Genomic DNA, 21,050 nt, shown 5'->3' on the forward strand with positions numbered 1-21,050 from the left:
TTGGAGCAGAATCAACAACCGCCCGCCGCCACTATGAAAGACGTAGCGGAAAAAGCGGGCGTCTCGACCGCCACCGTTTCGCGTGCGCTGATGAACCCGGAGAAAGTCTCTGCCGCCACCCGGCAGAAAGTTGAGCAGGCGGTTGCGGCGGTGGGATATGCGCCGCATGGGCTGACCCGCAACGCGCGCCGCAACGATACCCAGACCATTCTGGTGATTGTTCCCGACATCTGCGATCCCTTCTTCAGCGAAATCATTCGCGGCGCCGAAGTCACGGCAGCCGAAGAGGGTTATCTGGTCCTGATTGGCGACTGCGCACACCAGAATCAGCAGGAAAGAACCTTTCTGAACCTGATGCTGACGCGGCAGATCGATGGCATGGTGCTGCTGGGATCCCAGCTCCCTTTTGATGCCAGCGTCGACGAACAGCGCAATCTGCCACCGATGGTGATGGCGAATGAGTTTGCGCCGGAAATGTCACTGCCCACCGTACACATCGACAACCTGACCGCCGCGTTTGAAGCAGTCAACCATCTGCTGCAGCTGGGACACCGGCAAATCGCCTGTATTGCCGGGCCGGAAGAGATGCCGCTCTGTCAGTATCGCCTGCAGGGTTATGTCCAGGCGATGCGCCGCAGCGGGTTAACCGTTGATCCCACCTATATTGTACGGGGCGATTTTACCTTTGAAGCGGGCGTGGCGGCGATGAAGCAGCTGCTGTCGCTGCCACAGCCGCCGCGCGCCCTGTTCTGCCACAGTGATATTATGGCGCTCGGGGCGATGAATCAGGCCAGACGCAGCGGACTGCGGATACCCGAAGATCTGTCGGTGGTCGGGTTTGATGATATTGAGCTGTCGCGTTACTGCGAGCCGCCGTTGACCACCGTGACGCAACCGCGTTATCAGATCGGCCGGGAAGCGATGTTACTGCTACTGGATGAGCTGCAGGGCAAACGCGTCAGCAGTGGATCGCGGCTGCTGGATGCCGGGCTAACCATTCGTGGCAGCACGGCGCCAGCAAAAAAGCGTGAAAAATAAGCGAAATCTGGCATTTTTTTCAGTAGATTCTTAAGGCGAACACTGCTGGTCAAAGTTCCGACCCTTAAGTAACATGGCGGACTCCTTGCCGGGCGCATAAGAACCATCGATTCGCCCATTTGGCACTATTTTTTGAAGGGTATCAGAACGAGAGTGGCACAAAAAGATTATGTAGGCCGCGGGCGTTCAACAGGGACGCGTCGCAAAAAAAGCCCCAGCCGTGGCAAGAAGAGTAAAGGCGGTTCGGGAACATCAAAATTGATGATTGTACTGGCGGTTGCGGTGTTGGTGACCTTTGCCGGTGGTTTATGGTTCCTGGCGCATCACAAGAAAGAGGACGTGCCGGTCATTACGGATCATAAAGCCAACGGTAATGGCTTACCGCCTAAGCCAGAAGAGCGCTGGAAGTACATCAAAGAGCTGGAAAATCGTCAGGTCACCGTGCCGACGCCTATCGAGCCCTCTTCAGGCGGCGAAGTGAAATCGCAGACTCAGCTGACCGACGAGCAACGCCAGTTGCTGGAGCAGATGCAGGCCGACATGCGTCAGCAGCCAACGCAGCTGAACGAAGTGCCGTGGAACGAGCAGACGCCGGCCCAGCGTCAGCAGACGCTGCAACATCAGCAGCAGTTGCAGCAACTGCAACGCCAACAGCAGCAGGTACAGCAGCAGCAACAACGCCAGCAGTTGCAGGCGCAGCAACAGCAGCAACGTCAGCAACAATTGCAGCAGCAACAACAGCGTCAGCAGCAGCAAAACGTACAGCGCCAGACGCAGCCTGCACCGATTACGCGTGAACCGGTGTCACAACCGAAACCGCAGGAAACCGCGAAAGCCAAACCCGCCGAGAAAGCCTCTTCTCAGCGCTGGATGGTGCAGTGTGGCTCCTTCAAAGGCACTGACCAGGCGGAATCGGTACGTGCTGGCTTAGCCTTCGAAGGTTTTGAAAGCCGGATTACTACCGGCGGCGGCTGGAATCGTGTGGTTATCGGCCCTTATAAAGACCGCGCCACCGCCGACAGCACTCTGAAACGCCTGCGCAGTTCCGGTCACTCCAGCTGTATTCCGCTCGCCGTCGGGGGTTGAAACCCGTCAAACCCGCCCCATATCTGTTTGCATGAACCTCCGCGCCCGGTGCGCGGAGCCTTTTTCCGAATGCAACAAGGGGTCTGCCCGTGACAACAATAGTAAGTGTACGACGCAACGGCCAGGTAGTGATTGGCGGTGATGGCCAGGCTACGCTCGGCAATACCGTGATGAAAGGCAACGTTAAAAAAGTGCGTCGTTTATACAACGATAAAGTGATCGCCGGGTTTGCTGGCGGCACTGCAGATGCCTTCACCCTGTTTGAACTCTTCGAACGTAAACTGGAAATGCATCAGGGTCACCTGGTGAAAGCCGCGGTTGAGCTGGCCAAAGACTGGCGTACTGACCGCATGCTGCGCCGCCTTGAAGCATTACTGGCGGTCGCCGATGAGTCAGCGTCGCTGATCATCAGCGGCAACGGTGATGTCATCCAGCCTGAAAATGATCTGATCGCCATCGGTTCCGGTGGTCCTTTCGCCCAGGCAGCCGCCCGTGCGCTGCTGGAAAATACTGAGATGGGTGCACGCGACATCGTTGAAAAATCGCTGAACATCGCGGGTGATATCTGCATCTACACTAACCATAACGTTAATTTCGAAGAATTACCGTCCAAGGCGTAAGGATTAAAACATGTCTGAGATGACTCCGCGCGAAATCGTCAGCGAGCTGAACCGTTTTATCATTGGCCAGGATAGCGCTAAGCGCGCCGTGGCTATCGCGCTGCGTAACCGCTGGCGCCGCATGCAGCTTGACGAAGAGCTGCGCCATGAAGTAACACCGAAAAACATTCTGATGATCGGTCCGACCGGTGTCGGTAAAACCGAGATCGCCCGTCGACTGGCTAAACTGGCGAATGCGCCATTTATTAAAGTTGAAGCGACCAAATTCACCGAAGTGGGTTACGTCGGTAAAGAAGTAGACTCGATCATCCGCGACCTGACCGACTCTGCGATTAAAATGGTCCGCAGTCAGGCGATTGAAAAGAACAAATACCGCGCCGAAGAGATGGCGGAAGAGCGCATCCTTGATGTGCTGATCCCACCGGCGAAAAATAACTGGGGCCAGCCAGAACAGGCACCCGAGCCATCAGCCGCCCGCCAGTCTTTCCGCAAAAAACTGCGTGAAGGCCAGCTGGACGACAAAGAAATTGAGATCGACCTGGCCGCCAGCGGTCCGGGTGTTGAGATCATGGCACCTCCAGGCATGGAAGAGATGACCAGCCAGCTGCAGTCGATGTTCCAGAACCTCGGCGGCCAGAAACAGAAGCCACGCAAGCTGAAGATTAAAGAAGCGATGAAGCTGCTGGTGGAAGAAGAAGCGGCCAAACTGGTCAATCCGGAAGAGCTGAAGCAGGAAGCGATTGAGGCGGTCGAGCAGCACGGTATCGTGTTTATCGATGAGATCGACAAAATCTGTAAGCGCGGCGGCCAGAATGCCGGCGGCCCGGATGTGTCACGTGAAGGGGTTCAGCGCGACCTGCTGCCGCTGGTTGAAGGCTGTACCGTTTCGACTAAACACGGCATGGTGAAAACTGACCACATTCTGTTTATCGCCTCTGGCGCTTTCCAGGTGGCCAGTCCGTCCGATCTGATCCCGGAACTGCAGGGCCGTCTGCCGATTCGTGTTGAACTACAGGCGCTGACCGTGAACGATTTCGAGCGCATTCTGACTGAACCGAACGCGTCGGTCACCGTGCAGTATAAAGCGTTGATGAACACCGAAGGCGTTAACATCGACTTCACCGCCGACGGTATCCGTCGTATCGCTGAAGCGGCCTGGCAGGTGAACGAGACCACCGAAAACATCGGTGCGCGTCGTCTGCATACCGTGCTGGAGCGTCTGATGGAAGATATCTCTTATGACGCCAGCGATCGCCACGGCGAGTCCGTCACCATTGATGCTGACTATGTCGGTAAACATCTGGATGAACTGGTGGCCGACGAAGACCTGAGCCGCTTTATCCTCTAATCGGGTCGATCACTACTTTTCTCAAGCCCAGCCATCCGGTTGGGCTTTTTTATGCATGCTCTTGATGCAACGCTGCTTTTTTCCACTGATGATTTTGCCAACAATCAGCATAAAGCGATATACTTACCGCTCCTGTGGCAAACAGACGAAACCCTTATGAAATACGATACATCTGAACTCTGCGATATCTACCATGAAGAAGTGAATGTTGTTGAACCGCTTTTTTCAAACTTTGGTGGGCGCACTTCATTCGGTGGTCAGATTACCACAGTGAAATGCTTTGAAGACAACGGCTTACTTTATGACCTGCTGGAAGAAAATGGCCGGGGCCGGGTGCTGGTGATTGACGGCGGCGGCTCGGTGCGTCGGGCGCTGGTCGATGCCCAGCTGGCGCGCCTGGCGGCCACTAACGAGTGGGAAGGCCTGGTGATTTACGGTTCAGTTCGTCAGGTTGATGAGCTGGAAGAGCTGGAGATCGGCATTCAGGCGATCGCGGCGATTCCGGCTGGTGCAGCGGGTGAAGGGATTGGTGAAAGCGATGTGCGCGTCAATTTTGGCGGCGTCACCTTCTTTTCCGGCGACCATCTCTATGCCGATAACACCGGTATTATCCTGTCAGAAGACGCGCTGGACCTCGAATAACGCCAGCCATGAAAAACGGGTGCCTGAGCACCCGTTTTCACGTCAGCTGAGGCTTCAAACCTCTTCCATTTTTCCCAGCAATGCACGCAGACGTTCCTGCCACACGTGTTGCTCTTCTTTCAGGTGCTGATTTTCACGCATCAGCGCATCGTGGTTGCCCGCGACTTGTTGCGCATCGTTACGCAGCGCGTTGTTCTGCTCTTTCAGCTCTTCGATTTCCATCTGCAACAGGGTGATGGTATCAATCGCCTGCTGTACTTTCGCTTCCAGTTTCTCAAACACTTCAAATGACATCTTTCTGACCTCTCCTAAATTCCTGCAAGGCGTTGATGATGCCAGCGTAAGCCAGCAACGTTGTCCCGATTGTATGTAGCCTCACCCCGCAAGTCCAGCAACGCGGGCGCGCCGGGCGCAGTCTGTAACACTTTTCAGCCAATCCCTAAGATTCCGCTGCGCTTAGCGCGGCTCTGCTTTTGCCGTCCGTATTGGCCGCGGCAGTAAGTGCCGAATGATGATTTAAGAAAGTCAGAATACGCGAAAACGCGCATTTTTATGACGCAGTACACAAAAAACGATTTCGCTATTTCTCGTTTATGTTCGTTAACGATAAATTTACATCAGCCCTACAATAAAGCTGGGTGACTCATGGACTGAGAACAAAAACTGATAAAATTTAACCTCGCTTCAGGAACAATTATTATGAGTCAGACAACTAACACGCTCAAAGGTCAGTGTATTGCCGAATTTCTGGGGACCGGCTTGATCATTTTCTTTGGTGCAGGCTGTGTAGCTGCGCTGAAACTCGCCGGTGCCGCCTTCGGACAGTGGGAAATCTGTATTATCTGGGGCCTGGGTGTTTCCATGGCTGCCTACCTTACTGCCGGCATTTCAGGTGCGCATCTGAATCCGGCTATCACCGTTGCGCTTTGCCTGTTCGCCAATTTTGAAGGGCGTAAAGTCGTTCCCTACATCGTGTCGCAGGTTGCCGGCGCTTTCTGCGCTGCCGCACTGGTGTACGGTCTCTACTACAGCCTGTTTATCGACTACGAGCAGAGTCATCAGATGGTACGCGGCACGGTTGAAAGTCTCGACCTGGCCGGCATCTTCTCTACCTACCCTAACCCGCACATCGGTGTTGGTCAGGCTTTCCTGGTTGAGATGGTGATCACTGCAGTATTAATGGCGGTCATTATGGGCCTGACGGATGACGGCAACGGCATTCCACGCGGTCCGCTGGCCCCCCTGCTGATCGGCCTGCTGGTAGCGATTATCGGCGGCGCGATGGGTCCACTGACCGGCTTCGCCCTGAACCCGGCTCGTGATTTCGGACCGAAGATCTTCGCATGGCTGGCAGGCTGGGGTAACGTGGCCTTTACCGGCGGTCGTGACATCCCTTACTTCCTCGTGCCGATTTTTGGCCCGCTGGTTGGTGCCTGCCTGGGAGCCGTGGCTTATCGCGTACTGATTGCCCGTTATCTGCCAGGTGCAGCTCAGGAACCGGCCAGTGTTCCAGCAGAAAAACCGGTTGCGCGCACTCAGCAGCGTAAAGCGTAAGTTTCACCTTTTATCATCAGGACAGAATTTATGACTACCACCGATAAAAAATATATTGTCGCGCTCGATCAGGGCACAACCAGTTCACGTGCGGTGATCCTCGATCACGACGCCAACATTGTGGCGGTATCGCAGCGTGAATTCACCCAGATCTACCCGAAAGCGGGCTGGGTTGAGCATGATCCGATGGATATCTGGGCGTCACAAAGCTCGACGCTGGTTGAAGTTCTGGCGCACGCCGACATTCGTTCCGATGAGATCGCAGCCATTGGTATCACCAACCAGCGTGAAACCGCCATCGTCTGGGACAAAGAGACCGGCAAGCCAATCTATAACGCCATCGTCTGGCAGGATCCACGTACCGCTGATTACTGCCACAAGCTGAAGAAAGAGGGTCTGGAAGAGTATATCCAGCACACCACCGGTCTGGTGATTAACCCGTACTTCTCCGGTACCAAAGTGAAGTGGATCCTTGACCATGTGGAAGGCGCGCGTGAGCGTGCAAAACGTGGCGAACTGCTGTTCGGTACCGTTGATACCTGGCTGGTATGGAAAATGACCCAGGGCCGGGTGCATATCACCGATTACACCAACGCCTCACGTACCATGATGTTCAACATCCACAAGCTGGAGTGGGATCAGCGTATGCTGGATATCCTTGATATCCCGCGTGAAATGCTGCCGGAAGTGAAATCATCGTCAGAAGTTTATGGCCAGACCAACATCGGCGGTAAAGGCGGTACGCGTATTCCTATCGCCGGGATTGCCGGTGATCAGCAGGCCGCGCTGTATGGCCAGCTGTGCGTTCAGCCTGGCATGGCGAAAAACACCTACGGTACCGGCTGCTTTATGCTGATGAACACCGGCACCGAAGCGGTTACCTCCACCCACGGCCTGCTGACCACCATCGCCTGCGGTCCACGCGGTGAAGTGAACTATGCGCTGGAAGGCGCGGTATTTATCGGCGGCGCCTCCATTCAGTGGCTGCGTGATGAGATGAAGCTGATCAGCGATGCGGCTGACTCTGAATACTTCGCTATGAAGGTGAAAGATACCAACGGCGTTTACATGGTACCGGCCTTTACCGGCCTGGGTGCGCCTTACTGGGATCCGTATGCCCGCGGCGCTATCTTCGGCCTGACGCGTGGTGCCAATGCCAACCACATCATCCGTGCGACGCTGGAGTCTATCGCCTATCAGACCCGCGATGTGCTGGAAGCGATGCAGAACGATGCCAATACTCGTCTGCAGGCGCTGCGCGTCGATGGGGGTGCAGTTGCCAATAACTTCCTGATGCAGTTCCAGTCTGACATTCTCGGCACCCGCGTTGAGCGGCCGGAAGTACGTGAAGTTACGGCGCTGGGTTCCGCCTATCTGGCAGGTCTGGCAGTCGGCTTCTGGCAGGATCTGGATGAAGTCCGCTCTAAAGCGGTGATTGAGCGTGAGTTCCGCCCAAGTCTGGAAACCACCGAGCGTAACTACCGTTATGCTGGCTGGAAGAAAGCCGTTGCCCGTGCGCAGGCATGGGAAGAACAAGAGTAAGATCAACGCCCGCGACCGTTGCTGTCGCGGGCCTTTTCCCCGCCGCACTCCCCCGCTGTGTTACACTGCCTGCCTGTTTTTTGTCAGGTAGATGCCATGAAACGAGAACTTGCGATTGAATTTTCCCGCGTAACCGAGGCTGCCGCGCTGGCAGGCTATCATTGGTTAGGACGCGGCGATAAAAATGCGGCCGATGGCGCCGCTGTCCATGCCATGCGCCACGTACTGAACTCGATTGAAATCGACGGTCAGATTGTGATCGGTGAAGGCGAAATTGATGAAGCGCCGATGCTCTACATCGGTGAAAAAGTCGGTACCGGGCGCGGCGATGCGGTCGATATCGCGGTCGATCCGATCGAGGGTACCCGCATGACCGCTCTCGGCCAGGCGAACGCCCTGGCGGTAATGGCCGTCGGCGACAAGGGCAGCTTTCTTCATGCACCCGATATGTACATGGAAAAGCTGATTGTCGGTCCGGCTGCGCGTGGGCAGATCAATCTCGACCTGCCGCTGGAAACTAACCTGCGAAATATTGCCGCGGCGATGAATAAACCGCTGGCACAGTTAACCGTGTCGATTCTGGCGAAGCCGCGGCATGACGCGGTCATCAGCGAGCTGCAACAGCTTGGCGTGCGGGTGTTTACCTTCCCGGATGGCGATGTTGCGGCCTCAATCCTGACCTGCATGCCGGACAGCGAAGTGGATGTGATGTATGGCATCGGCGGCGCACCGGAAGGTGTGGTTTCAGCGGCGGTGATCCGCGCGCTCGACGGCGATATGCAGGGCCGGTTACTGCCGCGCCATCAGGTTAAAGGCGACAGCGAAGAGAACCGGCGGCTGGGCGAACAGGAGCTACAGCGCTGTGCTGAGATGGGTATTGAAGCGGGTAAAGTGCTGCCGCTGGATGAGATGGCGCGCAACGACAATGTGGTGTTTGCCGCCACCGGCATTACCAGCGGCGACCTGCTGAAGGGCATCACGCGTCAGGGCAATATCGCCACCAGTGAAACCCTGCTGATTCGCGGTAAGTCACGCACCATTCGCCGCATCCAGTCGATTCACTACCTCGACCGTAAAGATCCGGCACTCCATCCGTTTATCCTGTAACCGGCTGGTTGCCGCGCTCCGGCTGACGTGAGAGCGGCAACCAACACAGCAGCATCACCAGCGCAGTAAAGAACATCAGCATCCCGAGGCTGAACTGATCGTGCTGCGGCATCAGCGCCGACAGCCACGCCACCAGACCGGATCCGAGATTCTGCATCCCGCCAATCAGTGCGCCCGCGCTGCCAGCCAGCCAAGCGTAAGGTTCCATTGCGCCCGAGGTTGCCAGCGGGAACAGCATGCCGGCACCAAAGAAAAACAGCGCCGCCGGCACCAGCAGCGTCCAGATATTCATCACGCCAAACCAGGCCGGGATCCACATCAGCACGCCAGCCAGCAGGCAGCTATTAACGCCCCACCACATCAGGCTGTGCCACGAGCCCTGCTCGCGTCCGGCGAACCAGGCACCGAAAAAGGCCGCCGGAATCGGCAAAATAAACAGAATGCTGACGGTCAGACTGTTCAGGCCGAGGACGCCGCCCAGCAGTACGCCACAGCTCGATTCAAACACCGCAATCCCCGCCAGCGCGCCAATCAGCAGCACAAGGTAGCGGACGAAACTGGCGTCGCTGAGCAAACGGACATAGCGCTTAAAGAACGGCGTCACTTCCGCACTGTAAGGGCGGGTTTCCGGCAGCCAGCGCGCCATAGAGGCGGTGACGGCCAGGCACAGCAGCAGCAGGAAGGCGAAACAGGCGTGCCAGCCAAACAGCTGGGTCAGCAGAGCGCCAATCACCGGTGCCAGCAGCGGGCTGACCAGAATCCCCATATTAAGCAGGCTGTTGGCCCGGCGCAGCGCGTGTCCCTCGTAGAGATCGCGCGGCATGGTACGGGCCATTACGCCCGCAACGCCGGTTCCCAGTCCCTGCACCGCGCTGCCGAGCACCAGCATATTGAGTGACGAGGCCATCAATGCAGTGATCGCGCCGATCATGAAGATCATCATGCCCGCCAGGATCACCGGCCGGCGTCCGACGCTGTCCGACAGCGGACCGTAGATCAGCTGCGATCCGCCGTAGGTCATCAGATAGGCTGCCATCACTCGTTGCAATGCGCCATCACGTACGTTTAGCGCGTCAGCCATGGCGGCCATCGCGGGCACATAGATGGTCTGCGCCATCTGCCCGACGGCTACCAGCACAATCAGCATCACCAGCAAGCGGCGATTTTCCAGTTTATTCATCATGTTCGTATAACGTATCTTTCTGAGAAAAGAGGCTAAAACAGCCGTTAACCGGCTGAGTGTTTCGATATGGCGTGAAAAATATCAGGATTAAATGACAAAGCGAGCGGCAGCATAAAAGGGCCGGACTTGCGCCCGTCAAGTTTATGAACCAGCTTGTAAAGGTAACGCAACAGTTTGTCGATTAGAGCTTTTGTCCGGGCGCAGGCTAGCAATCTCGCGGCGCAGTCGCGAAAATAGCCATCTGCCTGAATATTCAACAACCAGGGAGTGATTATGGCCGAGTGGGTCAATGCTCAAGTGAAGGAAGTCAAAAACTGGACGGATGCGCTGTTCAGCCTTCGGGTTCAGGCGCCAGTCGATCCGTTTATCGCCGGGCAGTTTGCCAAGCTGGCGCTAGAGATCGATGGCGAACGTGTCCAGCGTGCTTACTCCTACGTTAATGCGCCAAAAGATGACCTGCTGGAGTTCTATCTGGTCACGGTCCCGGAAGGCAAGCTCAGCCCGCATTTACAGGCGCTGCGCCCGGGCGATCAGGTAATGGTCACCAAAGAGGCGGCCGGTTTCTTCGTGCTGGATGAGGTTCCGGACTGTCGGACCTTATGGATGCTGGCGACCGGCACCGCCATCGGTCCTTATCTTTCTATGCTCCAGCAGGGCGAAGGCCTGGACCGGTTTGAAAATATCGTGCTGGTGCATGCGGCGCGTTATGCTGCCGACCTGAGTTTTTTGCCGCTGATGCAGCAGTTACAGCAGGTTTATCACGGCAAGCTGCATATCCAGACGGTGGTCAGCCGCGAACAGATCGCCGGTTCACTCACCGGTCGGGTGCCTGCGCTGATTGAAAATGGCGAACTGGAACGCGCAGTGGGATTACCGCTCGATGCCGACAGCAGCCACGTGATGCTGTGCGGCAACCCGCAGATGGTGCGTGATACCCAGCAATTGCTTAAGGAGACGCGCGAGATGCGCAAACACCTGAAGCGCAAACCGGGCCACATCACCAGCGAACATTACTGGTGAGCCGCCTGCCAGTAACGCACAGGCTGCGCCGCGGCACCAAACCGGTTATCGCCGGCGGTGCCGCGAAACACGCCGATATCGAGTAGCAGTCCAGCCAGTATCACAAATGGAATGGCCCGTCCCACCAGCCACGGCAGGATGCCGTTTAACATGCTCCAGTTTCCCGCCACCAACAACCAGGCTGCAATCAGTAAAAATCCCCAGTAGCCGCGACGATTACGATCGTGCAGACGCTTTACCAGCACCGCGCTGGCGGGCCACAGCAGGCATACCACGCCGAATGCGGCCATTTGCGTATCCAGCCACTCATTCGCCGCTAAAACGAATAATAAGGTGGTCGTCAACAGCCAGACCGCCTGCCAGATCCAGAAGTCACGTCGCCCCAGCCGGCCACGATAAGAAAAACACCATTGTTGTAATGTCATGCATTATTGTCCCAGCAGAAATTAAAGCCGCCGCGCTTTTGACCTCGCGGATAAAAACCGTTCTAATTTGGGCATGAGTTTACTGGTTAGGGTCGACAAAATGAAGAATTTGCCTGGCGCACTGCTGTTATCGCTTGCGCTGACGGTTCCGGCATTTGCCGCCGATCCGCAACCGCAGGAGCGGGCCGACGCACCGCCCGCTGCGCCTTACCTGCTGGCGGGTGCGCCCACCTTTGACATGACAATCGGCCAGTTTCGCGAAAAGTACAATCTGGCGAATCCGGCTCTGCCGCTGCTGGAGTATCGTGCCATTGATAATCGCGGTGACAAAAGCAATCTGACGCGCGCCGCCAGCAAAATTAACGAAACCCTGTATGCCTCGACGGCACTGGAGCCGGGTACCGGAAAAATCAAAACTCTGCAGATTACCTGGCTGCCGCTGCCCGGTCCGGATCAGAGTGCGTCACAGGAGAAAGCGCTGGCCTATATGACCGCTTCGCTGCGGTTCTTCGTCCCGGGATTGAGCGCTGAAGAGGGGCGTAAAAAGCTGGATGAATTGCTGAAAGAAGGTAAGGGATCACCCTACTATGCTCACGTCGAAGGCGCGTTGCGTTTTGTGGTGGCTGACAACGGCGACAAGGGATTAACCTTTGCGATTGAACCGGTCAAACTGGCGCTCGCGACCCCCTGATGATGTGGGCAAAAATGACGAAAAGCAAAGCCATCGCCACATTTGATCTCTATACTGTCTGGCAGACAACGCTGCCAGCTGGCAGCGATTTTTCATGTATCGCGTTATGCGGAGGATAGAATGCGACATCCACTGGTTATGGGTAACTGGAAGTTGAATGGCAGCAAGCAGATGACAGCCGAACTGATCGACGGTCTGCGCAAGGAACTGTCCGGCGTTGATGGGTGTGGCGTAGCCATTGCACCGCCAACCGTCTATCTCGAGCAGGCGAAACATGCCATCTCTGGTAGCCACATCGCACTGGGTGCGCAGAACGTAGACGTTAACCTGTCTGGCGCCTTTACCGGTGAAGTTTCTGCCGAGATGCTGAAAGATATCGGTGCAAAATATATCATCATCGGTCACTCCGAACGCCGTACCTACCATAAAGAAAGCGACGAATTCATTGCGAAGAAATACGCGGTGCTGAAGTCTGTGGGTCTGGTACCGGTGCTGTGCATTGGCGAAACCGAAGCAGAAAACGAAGCGGGTAAAACTGAAGAAGTCTGCGCGCGTCAGCTGGATGCCGTGCTGGAAACGCAGGGTGCCGAAGCGTTCAAAGACGCGGTCATCGCTTACGAGCCAGTCTGGGCTATCGGTACCGGTAAATCAGCGACCCCTGCGCAGGCGCAGGCGGTGCATAAATTTATTCGTGATCATATCGCGAAGAAAGATGCGGCGATCGCTGAACAGGTCATCATTCAGTACGGCGGTTCAGTTAACGATAAAAATGCCGCTGAGCTGTTCACCCAGCCCGACATTGATGGCGCGCTGGTTGGCGGTGCGTCACTGAAAGCCGATGCGTTTGCCGTGATTGTTAAAGCGGCAGCAGCGGCGAAAAATGCCTAAGCGCTAATGCGCACCCTGAAGGCGGCTTATTAAGCCGCCTTTTTTATTGGCGCGATCAGCTGACATTGATGATCCTGCACCTCTTCCGCTGAACCACGGTTCAGCAGCAGCCAGTTGCGCTCAATCGCCATCAACACCAGCCGCCCGTCAGATAAAGGCGCCAGCGCCAGCCCATATTTCCCCATCGCCGTACGTGCCTGTGGCACCTCATCCGCCAGACGGATGAAAACGCTTTGCTGTGCCAGCTCTGCGGGCGACAGCGCGCGCAGCCAGTAGCGATGGTTACGCAGCGTGGTCGTCTGCCACCGTGCCGTAAGCTGCGGCATCAGCTGATCAAGCTGCTGACGCACATCCGGCCGTAAACAGGAGAGATGGATATGCAGCTGGTTCTGGCTGCGGCCGTACTGTGCGTTGATCGCCAGCGAAAGCACCCGATCGTCAATCGGCGCGCCATGCCGTTGCGCCAGTAACTGGCGTTCATGCCAGGCGAAAGAAAAATAGTTGGGCGTGGTGGTCTTCAACAGCTGCGGGCTTTCAATGCCACTGATTTTATCGAGTGGGATCAGCAGATATTGCAGCGGGCCGTTAATATCTTTCAGCGTGGCGTAGCGATGCTGCAGATCAACCCGCTGGCAGGGAGCCGGCTCGCCATGGCGCAGCTGATTGGGCAGGCACTTTTCGCTGACGATTTGCCACAGCGCATCGGCGTTTTTTTTGAAATGAAGGGCAGCGACCAGCATGCCCGCAATCACCAGTATCAGCAAAAACGCAATCAGAGCGACTGCGCGACGACGTGGCTGCATAACAACGCTTCCTGTGGGATTCAGCAGCCTGCATCCTCGCCTGGCGATCAGGGAATGTCACGGAGAATTCTGTGCGGGAGTAAGAAATGGTGATGAGCGGGGGAAGAACTGTGAAGCGGCCAGCACAGGGCGTGCTGGCCGCACCCGATTAGGGTTTCATGACCTGGTCGTAGCTGCCGCCATCGGCGAAGTGCGCTTTTTGTGCCTGGGTCCAGCCGCCGAATTTATCCTGAATGGTAAACAGCTTCACTGGCGCAAAGGTGCTGGCGAATTTTTTCGCTACTTCAGCATCACGCGGACGATAGTAGTTCTGTGCGGCGATGGTCTGGCCTTCTGGCGAGTAGAGATACTTGAGGTAGGCATCCGCCACCTTGCGTGTGCCCTTCTCATCCACTACTTTGTCGACGACCGATACGGTGGGTTCGGCCAGAATGGATTCGCTCGGGGTCACAATCTCAAACTTGTCTTTACCCAGCTTGTTAACCGCCAGATACGCTTCGTTTTCCCAGGCGATCAGCACATCACCGATACCGCGCTCAACAAAGGTATTGGTTGCGCCGCGCGCGCCGGAATCCTGCACTTCGACGTTTTTGAACAGCGCCCGGACGTAGGCCAGCGCTTTGGCCTGATCGCCGTTATTGTGGTCCAGTGCCCAGCCCCAGGCGGCCAGATAGTTCCAGCGTGCGCCACCCGAGGTTTTCGGGTTCGGGGTAATTACCGATACGCCCGGTTTGATCAGATCGCTCCAGTCATGAATGCCTTTGGGATTACCTTTGCGTACCAGGAAGACGATGGTCGAGGTGTAGGGTGCGGAGTTTTCGGGTAGGCGCTGAAGCCAGTTTTTGTCGATACGGCCACGCTCAGCAATCGCATCCACATCTGACTGCAACGCCAGAGTAACGACGTCGGCACGAATACCGTTGATGACCGAGGTAGCCTGCTTACCGGAACCGCCATGAGACTGACGGACCACAACGTTATCGCCGGTTTCCTGTTTGTAGTGCGCACTGAACGCTTTGTTGTATTGCTCATACAACTCGCGTGTCGGATCGTAGGAAACGTTTAATAACTGGATGTCTTTCGCCAGCACGCTGGTTGAGGCCAGCAACAGGGTAATTCCGATACTCCACTTGTTCATTACGCACTCTCCCAATATCGTTATGGGCTAAGCGTGACATAAACCATTACAGAGCTAAAAGAATTAAAAATAAGCTGTTATAACCATGCGGAATATACAGACAGGCAGGTTGGGCGTGCAATGCTGCACGCCCGGAGAAGAGATTAGTAGAGCTGTTTAGCGGTATCCAGCCAGTCGCGCTTGAACGGACGCTTCATATTTTCAATCGCGTCGATGATGTCGTGATGCACCATCTTCTCGTTTTGAATGCCGACGCAACGTCCGCCATAACCCTGCATCAGCAGCTCAATCGAGTAGGCACCCATGCGTGACGCCAGAATACGGTCATAAGCACAAGGCGCACCGCCACGCTGAATGTGACCCAGCACGGTTGAGCGGGTTTCGCGCTTGGTTTCGGTTTCGATGAAGCGCGCCAAATCGTCGATATCGCAGATATGTTCGGTAATCGCCACGATAGCGTGCTTTTTACCTTTGGCAATGCCAGCTTTGATTTCCGCCACCAGCTCTTCGCGGGTGTATGGGATCTCCGGCAACACGATGAATTCGCAGCCGCCGGCAATCGCCGCAGCCAGCGTCAGGTCACCGCAATAGCGGCCCATAACTTCAACAATCGAAATACGCTGATGTGATGATGAGGTATCACGCAGACGGTCAATCGCTTCTACCACGGTTTCCAGCGCGGTGAAATAGCCAATGGTGTAATCGGTACCGGCTACGTCGTTATCGATGGTGCCGGGTAAACCGATGCAGGGAAAGCCCATCTCGGTCAGGCGCTTAGCGCCCATATAAGAACCGTCACCACCAATAACCACCAGCGCATCGATGCCACGCTTTTTCATGTTTTCAATCGCGACCTGACGCACATCTTCATTACGGAATTCAGGAAAGCGTGCAGAACCGAGGAAGGTGCCGCCGCGGTTGATCATATCGGAGACGCTATAGCGATCGAGGTTGATCATGCGATCTTCATACAAACCCAGATAACCGTCATAGATCCCAAAAACTTCCAGTCCTTCACTCAGCGCGGAACGTACCACTCCACGAATAGCTGCGTTCATGCCTGGGGCGTCGCCGCCGCTGGTCAATACACCAATTTTTTTGATCATGACAACCTCTGGATTGTTCAAAACTAAGGGTTAATCCTGCCTGTCGATCGCTGCTGAACATCATTCTTGCGATTCGCGCGATACGTGATGGCAGATAGTATATCAAAGGCTTGCTGCTGAATTGATTCAGGTCAGACAACTTTTCACTATTTTTTGCAGCAATGTTAGCGTTACGTCATGCCTTTCGTATCAGTTTGATTCATTTAAGTTAAAAACCTAAAGAATCTTCTCTCTCGAACGGTACCACAGAACAGGGATCCTGATGGATAATTACGTCCGAACCGGGAAATTCTTTGCGTAATGCTTTCTCAACCTGGTCCGCAACACGGTGTGCCTGTACCAGCGGCAGCTGATCTTCTAACTCCAGATGCAGCTGGATAAATTTGGTAGGCCCGGACTGGCGGGTGCGCAGATCGTGTACTCCCTGAACCCGTGGCCACTGCGTCGCTATCGTCAGAATTCTCTGTCGTTCCTCTTCCGGCAGCGCCCGATCCAGCAGTGCCTGAACCGCCTCATATCCCATCCGCAGCGCGCTGTAGAGAATGAACACGCCAATACCCAGCGCAAACAGCGCGTCCGCCCGGGCAAAGCCATAGCCGCTCAGCACCAGCGCGATCAGGATAGCACCGTTCATAATCACATCTGACTGATAGTGCAGCATATCGGCCCGGATTGCCTGGCTGCGGGTTTTGCGCACCACCCAGCGTTGAAATGCCACCAGAATCAGGGTCGAGGTCAGTGCCACCACAGTGACCACAATGCCGACGCCGGGCGCATGGAGTACGTTGGGGGAAGCGAGATGTTGCAGACCGGTCAGAAACAGAAATAGCGCGGAGCCTGAGATAAACATGCTTTGCGCCAGCGCCGCCAGCGACTCCGCTTTGCCATGTCCGAAGGTGTGGTTTTCATCCGCCGGTTGCAGCGCATAACGCACCACCAGCAGGTTGGTCAGCGAGGCGGCGATATCGACCAGTGAATCGACCAGCGCAGCCAGCAAGCTCACTGAACCGGTGTACCACCAGGCGAAAATCTTCACGATTAACAGCGCAGACGCAAGGATAGTCGCGGCCAGTGCAGCACGCTTTACCAATCGGCCATATGAGGGTTGCATGCCAGGTTCCGTATGCAGCATCAAGGGTGATGCGCACCCAAATGAAAGAGTGGCTAAAGTTTAACACTGCTGTCAGCAGACCGCTTAATTGTGATCAAAGAGAGGAAGATCAGTCGGCGAGAGAACGTCATGATAAAAACAAGCCCCGACCACAGCAGGAGGACGGGGCAAAGTGCTTACTACATCAGTGCCAGCCTTATTTCATCTGCCAGCCGTGTCAGAGTGCAGGACAGCAATTACTTTTTGCCGCCTTTTTTCCCTGCTTCTGATGCTTTTTCACGATCGTTTTTGAAATTTCCGCCGCCGCTGTTCTGGCCGCCTTTTTTACCGGCTTCAGATGCTTTTTGCGGATTTTCTGCGAAATTACCTGAACCACCACGATGCTCTGCCATAACTTACTCCGTTAATAGATTCATTCAGGACGACATAATGTGGTTGTTGCTCCCTGAGACTTCGCGAAGACACTGCACTTCCCTGCAGTGACAGGATTAAGTGTAGAAGCTGGACCTGATCCAGCAAGCGCAACGCGGGGAACGCAGGCCGTTGAAAAGCCGGGTTAATCGGGCATAACTTGAAATAAAAGTTTTATATTTCAACGGATTACTAATTTAACCGCCGCGCAAATCGTTTCCGGTGCGCTTAAGCACAGTCATCATGCTTAAAGGCGCATAAACGGTGATGAGTGGTAGCTCAGGCTGGATAAGCGTTAATGAAAGGGCATTTTTATTGCGGAGTGAGTATTACTGTCAAAACAAAATAACCCGTAAAAAGATAAAAACCCCGCTTTTGCGAAGGCGCGTTTTACCCGTCAACAGGGAACTGAAGCCCAGTGTCTCTTCCTACCGACCACACTCTGATTACTTCATAAAGCTTGATGTCGCGTCATGAATTTCTTAAATGTGTGATTCAGAATAACGTGGCGTTAATCCCCTGATAAAAAAAACCCCCGCATCATGCGGGGGAAGACAGGGATGGTGTCTATGGCAAGGAAAACAGGGATACTATGTTACTGGTTACTGCTGGTACTACTCACTGCTTGCAGTGATGATGCTGACTGCAAATTCGATAAATGACGCAGCTCATTCAGTCGCTGCTGGTAGTTCTTCTGCAACGTGGCCTGCTGGGCCGGCGTTAGCAGATGAAACATTTGATTCTGTACACGCGCCATCTCGACCTGTTGTTCAACCTGAACTCTGGCGATGGTTTCCGCCTTCTCGCGGATGGCCGTTTCGTTAAATTTGTCTGCAGTCACTAACTCATGCAGAGCGGCGATATCATCAAGACGGACCGCCGGGCGTTCGTGTCGGGCCTGTTGCATCAGGTCACGCATCTGCTGACGCTGCTGTTCGGTCAACTCGATGCCCTCGAACATGTGGCTTTGTGGATTTTGCGTCATACTGCCTGTCGGCAATCCGCCATGATGCATCTCGTCAATCGTCGTCGTATCTTTTGCACCTGCGCTGGCGAGACTGAGAGCCATCGCTGAGGCAAGGACGACGGCGGTTAATGTGCGCATCGTTTACTCCAGTTCGTTCCGTTTTGCGATTCAACGAGAGCCAGTGTACGGCGATAGCTGCAAACATCCGTCAGGGGGTGTAAAACTACGTAAAGCGATGGATAGGTGCGCCAGGAACACGGTATTTTGCCTGCGGAGGGCTACAAAAATGAATAAAATCCTGTTGGTAGATGATGACCGCGAATTAACTTCGCTTTTAAAAGAACTGTTAGAAATGGAAGGGTTTGAAGTGGTGGTAGCCAGCGACGGTGAACAAGCGCTGAACGTGCTTGATAACTCCGTTGATCTGCTGTTACTGGATGTGATGATGCCGAAGAAGAACGGTATCGACACCCTGAAGGAGCTGCGACAGCAGCACCAGACACCGGTCATCATGCTGACCGCACGCGGTAGCGAGCTGGATCGCGTACTGGGTCTCGAACTGGGTGCGGATGACTACCTGCCTAAACCGTTTAACGATCGTGAGCTGGTGGCCCGTATCCGTGCCATTCTGCGCCGCTCTAACTGGAGTGAACAGCAACAGCAGCAGGACAACAGCTCACCGACGCTGGAAGTCGATTGCCTGCGGCTTAATCCGGGTCGCCAGGAGGCCAGCTTTGATGACGTGACGCTGGATCTGACCGGCACCGAATTCACCCTGCTCTATCTGCTGGCACAGCATCTGGGTCAGGTGGTGTCGCGTGAACATCTGAGCCAGGAAGTACTGGGTAAACGCCTGACGCCATTTGACCGGGCAATTGATATGCATATCTCTAACCTGCGCCGTAAGCTTCCTGAGCGTCGTGACGGTCACCCATGGTTTAAAACCTTACGCGGCCGGGGCTATCTGATGGTTTCGGCATCATGATTGGCAGTCTGACCACCCGCATCTTTGCCATCTTCTGGTTAACCCTGGCGTTGGTGTTGATGCTGGTGCTGATGGTCCCCAAACTCGATTCCCGACAGATGACCTCGCTGCTTGAAAGTGAACAGCGGCAGGGCATCATGATCGAGCAGCATGTTGAAGCCGAGCTGTCACAGGATCCGCCTAACGATCTGATGTGGTGGCGCCGGTTATTCCGTGCAGTAGAAAAATGGGCGCCGCCGGGTCAGCGGCTATTGTTAGTGACCAGCGAAGGCCGGGTAATCGGCGCGCAGCATAATGAAATGCAGGTTATTCGTAATTTTATCGGCCAGTCCGATAATGCGGATCATCCGCAGAAGAAGAAGTATGGTCGGGTTGAGCTGGTGGGGCCGTTTGCGGTTCGGGACGGTGAAGATAACTACCAGCTCTATATGATCCGTCCTGCCAACAGTTCCCAGCTCGATTTCATCAACCTGCTGTTTGATCGCCCCTTATTGCTGCTGATCGTAACAATGTTGATCAGTTCACCCCTGCTATTATGGCTGGCCTGGAGCCTGGCGCGTCCGGCCCGTAAGCTGAAATATGCTGCCGATGAAGTCGCCAGCGGTAACCTGCGTCAGCATCCGGAACTGGAGTCGGGCCCGCAGGAGTTCCTGGCTGCCGGCTCCAGCTTTAATCAGATGGTCAGTGCGCTGGAACGGATGATGACCGGTCAGCAACGTCTGCTGTCAGATATCAGCCATGAGCTGCGTACACCACTTACCCGACTGCAGCTGGCAACGGCGTTGCTGCGTCGTCGTCAGGGCGAGGGCAAAGAGCTGGAGCGCATTGAGATGGAAGCGCAGCGTCTGGATGGCATGATTAACGACCTGCTGGTGCTGTCGCGAACCCAGCATAAAAATGCGCTGGTCAGTGAGGCAATGAAGGCGAACCAGTTGTGGAACGGAGTGCTGGAAGATGCCCGCTTCGAAGCCGAGCAGATGGGCAAGAAGATGGACATCCCGTATCCGCCGGGTCCGTGGCCGCTCTACGGCAATCCGCACGCGCTGGAAAGTGCGCTGGAGAATATCGTGCGTAACGCGCTGCGCTATTCAAACAGCCACATCAGCGTCAGCTTCTCCGTCGATATCGCCGGCATTACGGTCCATGTCGATGATGATGGTCCTGGCGTCAGCCCGGAAGATCGCGAACAGATATTCCGGCCGTTTTATCGCACTGATGAAGCGCGCGATCGCGAATCGGGCGGCACCGGCCTTGGTCTGGCCATCGTCGAAACCGCCGTGCAGCAACATCGCGGCTGGGTTAAGGCCGATGACAGCCCGCTTGGCGGCCTGCGCCTGACGATCTGGTTGCCGCTCTACTCCTCCGGTCGACAATAATTTGCTATG

At 55.4% G+C, this 21,050-nt stretch carries 22 protein-coding genes; 13 read left to right on the forward strand and 9 right to left on the reverse strand.

Annotated features, from left to right (window positions below; genetic code table 11):
- The 5 genes from cytR (at position 1) to rraA (ending at position 4,734) form a co-directional block, all read left to right on the forward strand.
- A complete protein-coding gene (gene cytR, locus AC6I8D_RS19350) occupies positions 1–1,038 on the forward strand; it encodes a DNA-binding transcriptional regulator CytR (RefSeq protein ID WP_312055976.1) in 1,038 nt (345 codons plus the stop codon).
- A gap of 153 nt (positions 1,039–1,191) precedes the next feature.
- Positions 1,192–2,124, forward strand: a complete 933-nt coding sequence (gene ftsN / locus AC6I8D_RS19355; RefSeq protein WP_312760510.1) for a cell division protein FtsN — start codon at positions 1,192–1,194, stop codon at positions 2,122–2,124.
- Positions 2,125–2,213: 89 nt separating this feature from the next.
- Positions 2,214–2,744, forward strand: a complete 531-nt coding sequence (hslV, locus tag AC6I8D_RS19360; RefSeq protein ID WP_031377651.1) for an ATP-dependent protease subunit HslV — start codon at positions 2,214–2,216, stop codon at positions 2,742–2,744.
- Positions 2,745–2,754: 10 nt separating this feature from the next.
- Positions 2,755–4,092, forward strand: a complete 1,338-nt coding sequence (gene hslU / locus AC6I8D_RS19365) for an ATP-dependent protease ATPase subunit HslU (RefSeq protein ID WP_031377652.1) — start codon at positions 2,755–2,757, stop codon at positions 4,090–4,092.
- Between the two features lie 156 nt (positions 4,093–4,248).
- Positions 4,249–4,734, forward strand: coding sequence for a ribonuclease E activity regulator RraA (gene rraA / locus AC6I8D_RS19370; protein ID WP_009088032.1), 486 nt, complete (start codon positions 4,249–4,251; stop codon positions 4,732–4,734).
- 54 nt (positions 4,735–4,788) lie between these two features.
- Here the strand turns inward: rraA and zapB are convergent, their stop codons facing one another.
- Entirely contained in the window at positions 4,789–5,028 is a 240-nt protein-coding gene (gene zapB / locus AC6I8D_RS19375) for a cell division protein ZapB (protein ID WP_031375614.1), read from the reverse strand.
- A gap of 405 nt (positions 5,029–5,433) precedes the next feature.
- On the opposite strand from zapB, the gene AC6I8D_RS19380 reads away from it, so the two are divergent.
- The 3 genes from AC6I8D_RS19380 to glpX all read left to right on the forward strand — a co-directional run bounded on the left by AC6I8D_RS19380 (position 5,434) and on the right by glpX (position 8,937).
- Positions 5,434–6,288: an MIP/aquaporin family protein gene (locus AC6I8D_RS19380; protein WP_312055974.1), complete on the forward strand. Its 855-nt coding sequence runs from the start codon at positions 5,434–5,436 to the stop codon at positions 6,286–6,288.
- A 30-nt stretch (positions 6,289–6,318) separates the two neighbouring features.
- A complete protein-coding gene (gene glpK / locus AC6I8D_RS19385) occupies positions 6,319–7,830 on the forward strand; it encodes a glycerol kinase GlpK (RefSeq protein WP_312055973.1) in 1,512 nt (503 codons plus the stop codon).
- A gap of 96 nt (positions 7,831–7,926) precedes the next feature.
- Positions 7,927–8,937 (forward strand): class II fructose-bisphosphatase, encoded by a 1,011-nt coding sequence (gene glpX / locus AC6I8D_RS19390; protein WP_031375612.1) that lies wholly within the window; start codon positions 7,927–7,929, stop codon positions 8,935–8,937.
- On the opposite strand, the gene emrD is transcribed toward glpX, so the two are convergent.
- Positions 8,927–10,120: a multidrug efflux MFS transporter EmrD gene (gene emrD / locus AC6I8D_RS19395; RefSeq protein ID WP_312760504.1), complete on the reverse strand. Its 1,194-nt coding sequence runs from the start codon at positions 10,118–10,120 to the stop codon at positions 8,927–8,929. The genes glpX and emrD overlap by 11 nt on opposite strands.
- Before the next feature lie 273 nt (positions 10,121–10,393).
- On the opposite strand from emrD, the gene fpr reads away from it, so the two are divergent.
- Positions 10,394–11,140 carry a ferredoxin--NADP(+) reductase gene (gene fpr / locus AC6I8D_RS19400; RefSeq protein WP_497820611.1) on the forward strand — a complete coding sequence of 249 codons (747 nt, stop codon included), beginning with the start codon at positions 10,394–10,396 and terminating at the stop codon, positions 11,138–11,140.
- On the opposite strand, the gene AC6I8D_RS19405 is transcribed toward fpr, so the two are convergent.
- Complete coding sequence (locus AC6I8D_RS19405) at positions 11,131–11,565, reverse strand: DUF805 domain-containing protein (protein ID WP_497820612.1); 435 nt, start codon at positions 11,563–11,565, stop codon at positions 11,131–11,133. The two genes, fpr and AC6I8D_RS19405, sit on opposite strands and share 10 nt — an antisense overlap.
- A gap of 100 nt (positions 11,566–11,665) precedes the next feature.
- On the opposite strand from AC6I8D_RS19405, the gene AC6I8D_RS19410 reads away from it, so the two are divergent.
- The gene (locus AC6I8D_RS19410) at positions 11,666–12,256 is read left to right on the forward strand and encodes a DUF1454 family protein (RefSeq protein WP_312055969.1); all 591 of its coding nucleotides are present in this window, start codon (positions 11,666–11,668) and stop codon (positions 12,254–12,256) included.
- Between the two features lie 120 nt (positions 12,257–12,376).
- Positions 12,377–13,144: a triose-phosphate isomerase gene (gene tpiA, locus AC6I8D_RS19415; protein ID WP_031375607.1), complete on the forward strand. Its 768-nt coding sequence runs from the start codon at positions 12,377–12,379 to the stop codon at positions 13,142–13,144.
- Between the two features lie 29 nt (positions 13,145–13,173).
- Here tpiA and AC6I8D_RS19420 read toward each other — a convergent pair whose 3' ends face one another.
- The 6 genes from AC6I8D_RS19420 to cpxP form a co-directional block, all read right to left on the reverse strand.
- A complete protein-coding gene (locus AC6I8D_RS19420; RefSeq protein ID WP_312055968.1) occupies positions 13,174–13,947 on the reverse strand; it encodes a CDP-diacylglycerol diphosphatase in 774 nt (257 codons plus the stop codon).
- Positions 13,948–14,095: 148 nt separating this feature from the next.
- Complete coding sequence (locus AC6I8D_RS19425) at positions 14,096–15,085, reverse strand: sulfate ABC transporter substrate-binding protein (protein ID WP_312055967.1); 990 nt, start codon at positions 15,083–15,085, stop codon at positions 14,096–14,098.
- A gap of 143 nt (positions 15,086–15,228) precedes the next feature.
- Positions 15,229–16,191 carry a 6-phosphofructokinase gene (pfkA, locus tag AC6I8D_RS19430; protein ID WP_046289520.1) on the reverse strand — a complete coding sequence of 321 codons (963 nt, stop codon included), beginning with the start codon at positions 16,189–16,191 and terminating at the stop codon, positions 15,229–15,231.
- A gap of 208 nt (positions 16,192–16,399) precedes the next feature.
- Positions 16,400–17,302 carry a CDF family cation-efflux transporter FieF gene (gene fieF / locus AC6I8D_RS19435; RefSeq protein ID WP_312055966.1) on the reverse strand — a complete coding sequence of 301 codons (903 nt, stop codon included), beginning with the start codon at positions 17,300–17,302 and terminating at the stop codon, positions 16,400–16,402.
- 236 nt (positions 17,303–17,538) lie between these two features.
- Entirely contained in the window at positions 17,539–17,694 is a 156-nt protein-coding gene (locus tag AC6I8D_RS19440; protein ID WP_031375603.1) for a con-10 family general stress protein, read from the reverse strand.
- A 614-nt stretch (positions 17,695–18,308) separates the two neighbouring features.
- Positions 18,309–18,818, reverse strand: coding sequence for a cell-envelope stress modulator CpxP (gene cpxP, locus AC6I8D_RS19445; protein ID WP_031375602.1), 510 nt, complete (start codon positions 18,816–18,818; stop codon positions 18,309–18,311).
- A 148-nt stretch (positions 18,819–18,966) separates the two neighbouring features.
- Between cpxP and cpxR the strand changes: the two genes are divergently transcribed.
- Positions 18,967–19,665 (forward strand): envelope stress response regulator transcription factor CpxR, encoded by a 699-nt coding sequence (cpxR, locus tag AC6I8D_RS19450; RefSeq protein WP_312055964.1) that lies wholly within the window; start codon positions 18,967–18,969, stop codon positions 19,663–19,665.
- On the forward strand, positions 19,662–21,041 hold the full coding sequence (cpxA, locus tag AC6I8D_RS19455; protein WP_031375600.1) for an envelope stress sensor histidine kinase CpxA: 1,380 nt from the start codon (positions 19,662–19,664) through the stop codon (positions 21,039–21,041). Before cpxR ends, cpxA begins: the two co-directional genes overlap by 4 nt.
- The last annotated feature ends 9 nt before the right edge of the window (positions 21,042–21,050 follow it).

It is taken from the genome of Pantoea sp. X-Soil-MYKO-1785 (genome assembly GCF_059730675.1).